11 protein-coding genes are annotated in these 10,329 nt (G+C 72.5%); 6 read left to right on the top strand and 5 right to left on the bottom strand.

From position 1 onward, the window contains the following. The first annotated feature begins 23 nt into the window (after positions 1 to 23). From J2847_RS14090 to fabG, 4 genes are read left to right on the top strand one after another with little or no spacing between them, the layout of a single operon-like run. Complete coding sequence (locus J2847_RS14090) at positions 24 to 1,217, top strand: beta-ketoacyl-[acyl-carrier-protein] synthase family protein (protein WP_209779565.1); 1,194 nt, start codon at positions 24 to 26, stop codon at positions 1,215 to 1,217. Further along, positions 1,205 to 2,023 (top strand): beta-ketoacyl synthase chain length factor, encoded by an 819-nt coding sequence (locus J2847_RS14085; protein ID WP_209779564.1) that lies wholly within the window; start codon positions 1,205 to 1,207, stop codon positions 2,021 to 2,023. The genes J2847_RS14090 and J2847_RS14085 overlap by 13 nt, the downstream gene beginning before the upstream one ends. Further along, positions 2,020 to 2,535 carry a hotdog family protein gene (locus tag J2847_RS14080; RefSeq protein ID WP_209779563.1) on the top strand — a complete coding sequence of 172 codons (516 nt, stop codon included), beginning with the start codon at positions 2,020 to 2,022 and terminating at the stop codon, positions 2,533 to 2,535. Before J2847_RS14085 ends, J2847_RS14080 begins: the two co-directional genes overlap by 4 nt. Further along, positions 2,532 to 3,251 (top strand): 3-oxoacyl-ACP reductase FabG, encoded by a 720-nt coding sequence (gene fabG / locus J2847_RS14075; RefSeq protein ID WP_209779562.1) that lies wholly within the window; start codon positions 2,532 to 2,534, stop codon positions 3,249 to 3,251. Before J2847_RS14080 ends, fabG begins: the two co-directional genes overlap by 4 nt. Here the strand turns inward: fabG and J2847_RS14070 are convergent. The 3 genes from J2847_RS14070 to J2847_RS14060 are packed head-to-tail and all read right to left on the bottom strand — an operon-like array spanning position 3,232 to position 6,115. Next, positions 3,232 to 4,056, bottom strand: a complete 825-nt coding sequence (locus tag J2847_RS14070; protein ID WP_325169409.1) for a glycosyltransferase family 2 protein — start codon at positions 4,054 to 4,056, stop codon at positions 3,232 to 3,234. The two genes, fabG and J2847_RS14070, sit on opposite strands and share 20 nt — an antisense overlap. Beyond that, the gene (locus J2847_RS14065; RefSeq protein ID WP_209779561.1) at positions 4,053 to 4,856 is read right to left on the bottom strand and encodes a lysophospholipid acyltransferase family protein; all 804 of its coding nucleotides are present in this window, start codon (positions 4,854 to 4,856) and stop codon (positions 4,053 to 4,055) included. Before J2847_RS14065 ends, J2847_RS14070 begins: the two co-directional genes overlap by 4 nt. Further along, complete coding sequence (locus J2847_RS14060; protein WP_209779560.1) at positions 4,805 to 6,115, bottom strand: NAD(P)/FAD-dependent oxidoreductase; 1,311 nt, start codon at positions 6,113 to 6,115, stop codon at positions 4,805 to 4,807. Before J2847_RS14060 ends, J2847_RS14065 begins: the two co-directional genes overlap by 52 nt. A 297-nt stretch (positions 6,116 to 6,412) precedes the next feature. On the opposite strand from J2847_RS14060, the gene J2847_RS14055 reads away from it, so the two are divergent. Further along, positions 6,413 to 7,204, top strand: a complete 792-nt coding sequence (locus J2847_RS14055; RefSeq protein ID WP_325169408.1) for a class I SAM-dependent methyltransferase — start codon at positions 6,413 to 6,415, stop codon at positions 7,202 to 7,204. A 143-nt stretch (positions 7,205 to 7,347) separates the two neighbouring features. Further along, positions 7,348 to 7,803: a hypothetical protein gene (locus J2847_RS14050; protein WP_209779559.1), complete on the top strand. Its 456-nt coding sequence runs from the start codon at positions 7,348 to 7,350 to the stop codon at positions 7,801 to 7,803. A gap of 29 nt (positions 7,804 to 7,832) precedes the next feature. On the opposite strand, the gene J2847_RS14045 is transcribed toward J2847_RS14050, so the two are convergent. After that, a complete protein-coding gene (locus J2847_RS14045; RefSeq protein WP_209779558.1) occupies positions 7,833 to 8,597 on the bottom strand; it encodes a DUF3750 domain-containing protein in 765 nt (254 codons plus the stop codon). A gap of 46 nt (positions 8,598 to 8,643) precedes the next feature. Next, complete coding sequence (locus J2847_RS14040; RefSeq protein WP_209779557.1) at positions 8,644 to 9,954, bottom strand: hemolysin family protein; 1,311 nt, start codon at positions 9,952 to 9,954, stop codon at positions 8,644 to 8,646. Positions 9,955 to 10,329 lie beyond the last annotated feature (375 nt).

Genomic DNA, 10,329 nt, shown 5'->3' with positions numbered 1-10,329 from the left:
CAAAAGCAAAAAGACTCCCAGCCGTGCAGACACTTGCCCTAAGCCATATGAGCATCGTCAGCAGCCTCGGCGCCGGGCAGGATGCCACCCTGGATGCTTTGCGCAACGGCCGGGGCGGCCTGACGCCCTGCCGGTTCGAGACGGCGACGCTGGACACCCACATCGGCGAGGTCGCGGGCGTCGGGGACATCCGCCTGCCGGCCGGGCTGGAGGGCTACGACTGCCGCAACAACCGGCTGGCCGAGCTGGCGCTGCGCCAGGACGGTTTCGAGGCGGCGGTCGCGGCGGCGCGGGCGCGCCACGGGGCGCACCGCATCGGCGTGTTCCTCGGCACCAGCACCTCCGGCATCCATTCCGCCGAGCTGGCCTACCGGGAGCGCGCGCCGGACAGCGGCGCCCTGCCGGCCGCCTTCCGCTTCGCGACCACCCACAGCACCGGCTCGCTCGGCGCGTTCGTCCGCCGCCGGCTGGGGCTGGCGGGGCCGGCCTTCGTCGTCTCCTCCGCCTGCGCCACCAGCTCGAAGGTGTTCGCCAACGCCGCGCGGATGATCTCGGCCGGGCTGTGCGACGCCGCGGTGGTCGGCGGCGCCGATTCCCTGTGCCTGACGACGCTCTACGGCTTCCATTCGCTGGAGCTGGTCTCCCCCGCCCCCTGCGCCCCCTTCGACCTCCATCGCGGCGGCGTCTCGCTCGGCGAGGGCGCCGGCTTCGCCCTGCTGGAACGGCCCGGCCCGCGCCCGCCGCCCGGAACGGTCCATCTGCTGGGGACCGGCGAGAGCAGCGACGCCCACCACATGTCGACGCCGCACCCGGAGGGTCTGGGCGCCCGGCTCGCCATGGAGCGGGCGCTCGCCGCCGCCGGGCTGCGGCCGGGCGACATCGACTACGTCAACCTGCACGGCACCGCCACCCCCCACGGCGACGCGGCGGAGGACCGGGCGATCATCACGCTGTTCGGCACGCGGACCCCGGTCAGCTCGACCAAGGGCTACACCGGCCACACGCTGGGGGCGGCCGGGATCGTCGAGGCGGTGATCAGCGTGCTCGGCCTGCGCGCCGGCCTGGCTCCCGGCAGCCCGCAGACCCGCGACCTCGACCCCGCCCTGCGCAGCCGCTACCTCCAGGCCAACGAAAGCGGGCGCATGGACCGGGTGATGACCAACTCCTTCGGGTTCGGCGGCAGCAACAGCAGCCTGATCTTCGGATGGGCCGCCTGATGCGGGCCTTCGTCGAGGGCGTCGGCCTGCTCGGCCCCGGTCTGGCCGGCTGGGAGGAATCGCGCCCCGTCCTCGCCGGCCGCCTGCCCTACCGGCCGGCGCCGGCCCCGCTGCCGCCGAGCCCGCTGCTGCCCCCGGCCGAGCGGCGGCGCAGCGTGCCCACCGTGAAGCTCGCCATGGCCGTGGGGGCGGAGGCGATGGCCCAGGCCGACCGCGACCCGGCCGGCGTCGCCACGGTCTTCACCTCCTCCAGCGGCGATCCCGACACCCTCCACCAGATCCTGGAGACGCTGGCGTCGGAGGATCGCGGCATCTCGCCGACGCGCTTCCACAACTCGGTCCACAACGCCCCGGCCGGCTACTGGAGCATCGCCACCCGCTCCCACGCGCCCTCGACCAGCCTGTCCAGCCACGACGAGAGTTTCCAGGCCGGCCTGCTGGAGGCCATGGCCGAGGTCGCCGCCGAGGGCTGGACGGTCGGGCTGATCGCCTACGACCTGCCCTACCCCGAGCCGCTGCACGCCGTCCGTCCGATCGCCGCCCCCTTCGGCATGGCGCTGGTGCTGACGCCGGAGCCGACCGGCCGGTCCTTCGCCCGGCTCGACATCGCCCTGTCCGACAGCGGCGAACCGCCGAGCCGGATGGCGGACGACGCGCTGGAGGCCCTGCGCGCCGGCAACCCGACCGCCCGCGCCCTGCCTCTGCTGGCCGCCCTGGCGCGCGTGTCGGCCGGCGGCGCCGGGGAAACCGTCGTGCTCGACCTGCCGCCCGGCGGCCGGCTGCTGGTGACGGTCGGCGCGCCATGACTTTGACGCGGGACGAGCCGATGCGGGACAGGTTGGATCGGGACAGGTTGGATCGGGACGGGCTGGCCCGCCTCATTCCGCACGCCGGCGCCATGCGCCTGCTCGACGGCGTCCTGTCCTGGGACCGCAGCCGCATCCGCTGCACCGCCTCCAGCCACCGCGATCCCGGCAACCCGCTGCGCCACGCCGGGCGTCTGGCCGCGCTGTGCGGGGTGGAATACGCCGCCCAGGCGATGGCGGCCCATGGCGGGTTGACCGGGGCGGCGGAGGGCCGCCCGCCGGCCGCCGGCTATCTCGCCAGCCTGCGCGACCTCGCCTGCCACGTCGGGCGGCTCGACGACATCGCGGGCGACCTCGTCGTCGAGGCGGAAAACCTGACCGGAGAGGGCAACCGCGTGATCTACGCCTTCACCATCCACGCCGACGGCGCCGAACTGCTGAGCGGCCGCGCCGCCGTGGTCATCGACGCGGCGCCCGGCGGCGCGCCGGCCAACGGCATGGGCCCGCCGTGAGGCGGGCGCTGGTCACCGGCGGCAGCGGCACGCTGGGCGCCGCCATCGCCAGGGCGCTGGCCGCCGACGGCTGCCATGTGCTGATCCACGCCAACGCCGCCGCCGAGCGCGCCCGGAGTCTGGCCGGGGAGATCGCCGCCGCCGGCGGGTCGGCCGAGGCGGCGGTCTTCGACGTCACCGACGCCGGGGCGACCGCCGCCGCGCTGGAATCGCTGCTGGAGGCCGGCCCCATCCAGATCCTGGTCAACAACGCCGGCATCCACGACGACGCGGTGATGCCCGGCATGCGGCGCGAGCAGTGGAGCCGCGTCATCGACGTCTCGCTGAACGGCTTCTTCAACGTGACCCAGCCGCTGCTGATGCCGATGATCGGCACCCGCTGGGGCCGGATCGTCAACCTGTCCTCGGTCGCGGCGATCGCCGGCAACCGTGGCCAGACCAACTACGCCGCCGCCAAGGCCGGGCTGCACGGCGCCACCAAGTCGCTGGCGCTGGAGCTGGCGCCGCGCGGCATCACCGTCAACGCGGTGGCGCCGGGGATCATCGCCTCGCCGATGGCCGACGGCGCCTTCGACGCCGACGCGGTCAAGAAGCTGGTGCCGATGAAGCGCGCCGGACGGCCGGAGGAGGTGGCCGACCTCGTTGCCTTCCTGGCGTCGGAGCGGGCCGCCTACATCTCCGGACAGGTGATCGCCATCAACGGGGGGATGATCTGAGCCGGGCCGACGGATCCCGCAGCGAGCGGATCCGCCGGTGCGCCAGCAGCGGCAGCCGGGCGAGGAAACCCAGCATCAGCCGCGTGTGCATCCAGGTCAGCAGCGCGTTGTCCCGGCCATAGTTGAAGTGGGAGACGCCGCCCTCCTCCGGCTTGAAGTAGCGCACCGGGGCCGGCACGTTGATCGTCGGCACGCCGCGCCAGCACAGCCGCACGGCGGCCTCCGGGTCGAAGTCGAAACGGCGCATCCACGGATTGCGCTCCATCACCGCCCGCAGGGGCGCGATCGGGTAGACGCGGAAGCCGAACAGCGAATCGCCGATCCCGCCCCACAGTGTCTCCAGGTTGGCCCACCAGTTCGAGATCCTGCGCCCGCCGACCCGCAGGCGCGGCGCCGTGGCGTCGAACACCGGCCGGCCAAGCACCAGCGCGCCGGGGTTGGCCTGCGACACCCCCTGGAACTGCGGGATGCGGTCGGCCGGGTGCTGGCCGTCGGCATCCATGGTCAGGGCGTGGGTGAAGCCGTGGCGCTCCGCCTCGACCAGCCCGTGCAGCACGGCGGCGCCCTTGCCACGGTTGGCCGGCAGCACCAGCACGCGCAGGTGCGGATCCCCGGCGGCCATGCCGGCCACCTCCGCGCCGCTGCCGTCGGTGCTACCGTCGACCACCACCCAGACCGGCGCCCAGTGGCGGCGCGCGGCGCGCACCGTCTCGGCCAGCTTCGGCCCGGTGTTGTAGCTGGGAATCAGGACGAGGTGGCTGGTGGAGGCGTCGGGAATGGCGGCAGCGATGGGAGTGGCGTTCACAATTGCGACCTGTAATAGCCTTCGAGATCGTCGACGAGGCGGCGGACGTCGGCCGGCGGCTCGAAGCGCCGGCCGAGCCGGACCGTGTAGACCAGCGGGAACTCCGGCTTGCGGAACAGCGGCCAGCCCTTGCCGAGGAAACGGGTGTTGGTGTCGATCAGGACGGTCTGCACCGGCGCGCCGGCCGTCTTGGCGATCAGCGCGAATCCGCCCTTCAGCGCGCCGACCGGCGGGCGGGCGGTGCGGGTGCCCTCGGGGAAGATCAGGAGCTGCCGGCCGGCCCGCACCTCCCGCGCCGCCAGCTTGACCAGCGAGGCCGGCGAATCGTTGCGGATGTAGCCGGCCATGCGGGCGCCGCCGCCCAGGCACAGGTTGTCGTACACCTTCGCCTTGGCGATGCAGGCGACGTTGGGCAGGTGGGAGATCAGCAGAACCGCGTCGAGCAGCGAGGGGTGGTTGGGGCAGAGGACCAGCCCCTCGTCCCCCTTCAGGGCGTCGAGCGCCGACAGGTCGGTCTTCAGGATGCCGCAGGCCCGCAGGACGCCGAGGTAGCCACGGAAGCCCGAGCGGATCGCGAAACGGCCGAGCGGCCGGGCGATCCGGCGCGGCAGCAGCGGGTCGAGCAGCGCCGCCGTCAGGCTCCAGGCCAGCGACATGAGGCCGAACAGGAGCAGCAGCAGGTAGAACAGCGGGTATTCCCAGCCCCGCCGGACCGCTCCGGCAAGGCCGGCGAAGCCGCCGGCAAGGGTCAGACCACCTCGCCCACGGGGGCGCGGACGTTCTGTCGCCGTTTCCGCCATGCCGCATGGTTCCTTCTGAAGTCGAGCAGGGCGTTCGCGTAGTAGATCACCTTGAAGATCCGCAGCCGCGCCCGGATCGGCGACGGGCGGAAGACGTCGCCGGCCAGCAGGGACAGCAGCGCCTCCTCCACCCGCAGGACGTTGCGCGGCCCCATGAACAGGTTGCGCAGGGCCGGCGTCGTCACCCGGTAGATGTACCAGGAGAAGGTGCCGATTCCCCGCCGCACCGAGCGTTCGAACCGCTTCAGCACCTGCTGCTGGCGCGTCGGCTCGCGCAGGCAGGCGTCGACCGCCTCGGCGCCCTCGAAGGCGCTGTTCATCGCCAGATAGACGCCGGTCGAGAAGACCGGGTCGATGAAGGCGAAGGCGTCGCCCAGCATCACGTAGCCCGGTCCCGCCATGCGGTCGGACTGGTAGGAGAAGTTGCCGGTCCCCGTCACCGGCCCGGTCAGCTCCGCTCCCTCCAGCCGCTCCGCCAGCGCCGGGCACAGCGCGACGGTGTCGAGGAAGAAGCGGGTCTGGTCCGTCTTGCGCGTCTTGAAGTAATAGGGCCAGCAGACCGCGCCGACGCTGGTGGTGCCGTCGGCGAGCGGGATGAACCAGAACCAGCCATGGTCGAACCAGAAGACGGTGATGTTGCCTTCCGCCTTGCCGGGCAGCCGCCGGGCGCCGGTGAAATGGCCGAACATCGCGGCGCTGTTGTGCTTGGCGTTGCGCCGCTTGATGCCGAAGCGCGAGGCCAGCAGCGTGTCGCGGCCGGACGCGTCGACCAGGAAGCGCGCGCGGATCGTCCGCGTGGTGCCGTCGTCCCGGCGGGCGGTGGCGACGGAACCGCCCTCCCCGACCTCGACGTCCGTCACCTTGCAGCCCTCGACGACGGTGGCACCCTTGGCGGCGGCGTTGCGGATCAGGATGTGGTCGAACTCCGAGCGGCGGACCTGATAGGCGTAGGGGCGGCTCTTGTCCCAGGCGTTGGCGAAGTCGAAGGTGACGGCCTTGCCGTGATAGGGCGAGACGAACTCGGCCCCGTATTTCAACATGCCGATCCGCTCGACCTCCTCCAGCACGCCGAGCCGCTGGAGCAGCGGCAGATTGCAGGGCAGCAGGGATTCGCCGATGTGGAAGCGCGGGTGGCGGTCCTTTTCCAGCAGGACCACCCGATGGCCCTTCTCCGCCAGCAGCGCCGCGGCCGTCGAGCCGGCGGGGCCTCCGCCAACCACCAGAACGTCGCAGTCGCAATCCGAACCGTTCGACAGCATGCGCGTTGCCGCTCTCTTCAGTGTTCGACCAGAAGTCACCGAATCCCTTCTATCAAAACACGTCGCGCGCGATCCAGAGGCAAAACAAGAATTCGCCTGTTTGTTCGGCTGCTGGCCGAAAGACATATCCTTTCAGTTCCGCCTTCGGGATTTCATCATCGGCGGCCATGTCCTCGTCATACACCGAAATGATTACCCACCCCACTCCGAATGATTTCCGCTTGCCCGCCGGACCCGGCCCGCCGAAGATGCGCGTCCTGTCGGATCCCGCGTGTCGCAGGACGGAGGAGGATGGCCGTGCCGATCGAGCAAGCCCCGCGAGCCGGCGGCCCCCCCGCGCCCACGGTCGAGCCGCATCCGGTCCTCGACTCCTACTACCCGGACACGGCCCAGCGGCTCCGCTTCGTGCGCGGGCTGTTCAACCGCACCGCCCACCATTACGACCGCATCAACGCGATCTTCGCCCTGGGTTCCGGCTCCTGGTACCGCGCGCAGTGCCTGCGGCGGGCCGGGCTGCGGCCGGGGATGCGGGTGCTCGACGTCGCCATCGGCACCGGGCTGGTCGCCCGCGAGGCGGTGGCGCTGTGCGGCGACGCGGCGGACGTCATCGGGCTGGACCTCAGCGAGGCCATGCTGGCCGAGGCGCGGCGGACCCTGCCCATTCCGCTGATCCAGGGCGTCGCGGACTCGCTGCCGCTCGCCGACGCCAGCGTCGATCTGGTGACGATCGGCTACGCCCTGCGGCATGTCGGCGACCTCGCCGCCACCTTCCGCGAGTTCCACCGCGTGCTGCGGCCGGGCGGGATCGTGCTGGCGATGGAGATCGGCCGGCCGTCCCGCCCCTTCACCCGGCGTCTGACCGGCGCCTATCTCGGCATGGTCGTGCCGGCGGTCTCCCGGCTCAGCGGCGGCGGCGAGAGCGGGCGCACGCTGATGCGCTACTATTGGGAGACGATCGACCGCTGCGTCGCGCCGGAGGTCATCACGCGGGCCATGGCCAGCGCCGGGCTGGAACAGGTCGAATGCCGGACCGACTACGACCTGTTCCGCAACTACAGCGGCCGCCGGGCCGGCGTTCCGACGCCGTGACCGCCCGCCCGGCGCATCCCACCGTCCTACCCCCTCCGGGCCCGTCTCATCCGCCTTTGCCAATATCGCGCCGGGACGATCCAACCCATAGTTGGCGCCGATCGGCAACGGCCGACACACGACACAGGGTGGGGAGCGACGACATGGCGGGAAGGATGATCCGGGCGGCGTTGCCGGTTCTGGCCCTGCTGGCCGGCTGCGCCGGGCAGCAGCAGGGCGCGGCCTCCGCGAGCGGGCCCGGCGCCAGCGCCTCCGCGGCGCCCTCGACGCCGGGCGCGCGGCTGGTGAAGTCGCGCGACGGCCGTTTCGAGGGCGAGATGATCGGCACGCCGGCCGCCGGCAGCCGCTTCGCCAAGCTCCAGATCGGCATGACGATGGAGGAGGTGTCGGGCCTGATCGGCGCGCCGGACAACATGATCCGGCACGAGACCGGCAAGCGCTGGATCCCCTTCTATTTCGGCAACGACGCCCAGCGGCTCCAGGTCATCTACCGCAACGAGGGCTGCCTGACCTACACCGGCGGCAACGTCTTCGGCGGCGGCAGCGCCGAACTGATCCGCATCACCGTCGCCCCGAAGGGCGGCTGCCTCGACACCTGACCGGGGCGGCCTCCCCATGGCGGCGGCGGTCAGGCCGGCGGCGCGGCCTCCGTGCGCAGAGCGATGCGGCCGACGCCGGGCAGCTTGACCGCGAGATCCAGTGGATCGACGCCGACGGTGAGGCCGAGCAGGTTGAGCTCCAGCCCCTCCTCCCACGCTACCAGCAGACCGGCGACGCCGAACAGGCTGAGCTGCCAGCCGGTGCCGCTGGGCGCCCGCGCGACCAGCCCGCTCCCCAGATAATCCTTGCCGAGCGCCGTGGAGGGCAGGTCGAGCCGCAGTTCCGGAACGGCGCGGGCCACCCAGGCGGCGAAGGTGTTGCTGTTGGGGCCGGGCCACACCCGGTATTCCCCGGCGTAGGGGTAGCTGCCGGCCGCCGCCGCGATCCTGGGGATGGCCGCCGCCGCCGCCGCGCCGCGCAGCTCCGCCAGCACGACCGGCTGGGCGCCGAACCAGCGCCCGTCCGGGTCGCGGTTGCTGACCGCCACGGCCGGCAGGCCACGGTAGACCCGCCAGCCCACCACCTCGTAGACGGTGTAGGCCCGCGCGCCGGCCGGCTTCACCGCGAACCAGGGATGCACGCCGAAGGCGCCGCGCCAGGACAGGGCGCGGGCGGCGTAGACCTGGACCACCGCCTCGGGCGTCGCGGCCGGATCGGGCGCGAGGCCGACCGGGCTGCGGTCCGCCCGCGTCCAGTCGACGCCCAGCGTCGCGGTGCCGGAGGCGATCACGAAGGCCGGCCCGGCGAGCAGCAGGACCAGCACCAGCAGACACGTCAGCAGCACCACCTTCACGGCCCCTCCCGCCTCATGAACCCCCGTCGCGGGAGGCCGCCACGGCTCAGCCGGCCGCCGCCGTTTCCCGTTCGACCGCCGGCACGACCAGCACCTTGTCGATGCGGCGCCCGTCCATGTCGACCACCTCGACGCGCACGCCGTCCTGCACGAAGGCCTCCCCCGCCTGCGGCACATGGCCGAGGCGGTGCAGCACGAGGCCGGCGACGGTGTGGTAGTCGCCCTGCCCGCGCAGGCCGCGCAGGCCCACCGTGTCCTCGAACTCGTCCACCGGCATCCAGCCCTCGACCAGCCAGGACCCGTCCTCGCGGCGGATGGCGGCGGTTTCCGGAGCCTCGCCGACCTCCGGCAGGTCGCCGGCGATGATCTCCAGGATGTCGGTCAGCGTGACCAGCCCTTCAAGGCTGCCATACTCGTCCACCACCATGGCCAGATGGTGGCCCGTGGACTTCATCAGGTCGAGCAGCTTGAGGATCGGCGTGCCGTCATGGACGATCATCGGCTTGGCGGCGCTCGTCGCCAGATCGAACGGCCGGCCCTGCACCGCGTCGTCGAGCAGGTCGCGGGTGTGGACGACGCCGACCAGCTCGTCCAGCGCGCCACGGCACACCGGGTAGCGCGAGTGGGCGCCGGCGCGGATCGCCGCCAGCAGGTCGGCCTGCGGCTTGCCGAGATCGAGCCAGACGACGTCCGGCCGGGGAACCATGATGCTGCGCACCGTCCGGTCGGCCAGCCGCAGCACGCCGTCGATCATCTCCTTCTCGGCCGGGGCGAAGACGCCGGCCTGGGTGCCCTCGGAGATCATCGAGCGGATTTCCTCCTCCGTCACCGTCTCCTCGCGCTCGCCCTGGAGGCCGAGCAGGCGCAGCAGCAGGTCGGTCGAGGCGCCCAGCAGCCAGACGAAGGGGGCGGCGACGCGCGACAGCAGGCGCATCGGCTGGGCGATCAGCGAGGCGATGCGCTCGGGGCTCTTCAGCGCGATGCGCTTGGGGATCAGCTCGCCCAGCACGATCGACAGGTAGGTGATGGCGACCAGCACGCCGCCGACGCCGACCACCTCGCCCTTGCCGGCGAAGACGGGGATGGTGTCGAGCCACTGGCCGAGCCGGTCGCCAAGCGTGGCGCCGCCATAGGCGCCGGCGATGACGCCGACCATGGTGATGCCGATCTGGACGGTGCTGAGGAAGCGGCTCGGATCCTCGATCAGCCGCAGCGCCGCGCGGGCGCCCCGGTCGCCGCGCTCGGCCAGATGCTGGAGCCGGGCCTTGCGGGACGAGACGACGGCCAGCTCCGACATGGCGAACACGCCGTTGAGGAGCGTCAGCGCGACGATGATGGCGATCTCAAAGGTGAGCATCGGGGGGTTCCTGGTTGGAAAAGGCAGGCGCCGCCGGCCGGGCGCGCCAAAGCGCGCCGCCGGAGCGGACGGGGCCATGGAAGGGGCCGTGGGAGGGGGAGCGGTCGGGATGGCGCGCGCGGCCGGGGCGGCGGCGCGGAGCGGAGGACGGACGGAGCATCGCCGTCCAGGACAATCGAGACGGCCGCGCCGTCCGGGAATTGGGGCCGCCGCGGACGACCGGAGATCCGATCCCCCGCGGCCGTCGGGGGCCGCTTGGCGTGCTGTCCATTCATACCCCGCCCGGCGGGCGGGATTGCTCCATCCTGATTTCGCGCGGCGGTTCATATGGGGAGGGAGGGGCACTTTGCAAGCCGCCGGATCATGACAATAAAT

This window comes from Azospirillum agricola (genome assembly GCF_017876095.1).
Classification (GTDB): domain Bacteria; phylum Pseudomonadota; class Alphaproteobacteria; order Azospirillales; family Azospirillaceae; genus Azospirillum; species Azospirillum agricola.
The sequence above is the reverse complement of the archived record's forward strand: the minus strand, read 5'-3'. Positions and strand labels throughout refer to the sequence as shown.

Excerpts from the sequence above, each read along its gene's own strand:
- J2847_RS14060 (WP_209779560.1), bottom strand. The coding sequence starts at position 6,115 with ATGCTGTCGAACGGTTCGGATTGCGACTGCGACGTTCTGGTGGTTGGC.
- J2847_RS14085 (WP_209779564.1), top strand. The coding sequence starts at position 1,205 with ATGGGCCGCCTGATGCGGGCCTTCGTCGAGGGCGTCGGCCTGCTCGGC.
- J2847_RS14065 (WP_209779561.1), bottom strand. The coding sequence starts at position 4,856 with ATGGCGGAAACGGCGACAGAACGTCCGCGCCCCCGTGGGCGAGGTGGT.
- J2847_RS14080 (WP_209779563.1), top strand. The coding sequence starts at position 2,020 with ATGACTTTGACGCGGGACGAGCCGATGCGGGACAGGTTGGATCGGGAC.
- J2847_RS14050 (WP_209779559.1), top strand. The coding sequence starts at position 7,348 with ATGGCGGGAAGGATGATCCGGGCGGCGTTGCCGGTTCTGGCCCTGCTG.
- J2847_RS14040 (WP_209779557.1), bottom strand. The coding sequence starts at position 9,954 with ATGCTCACCTTTGAGATCGCCATCATCGTCGCGCTGACGCTCCTCAAC.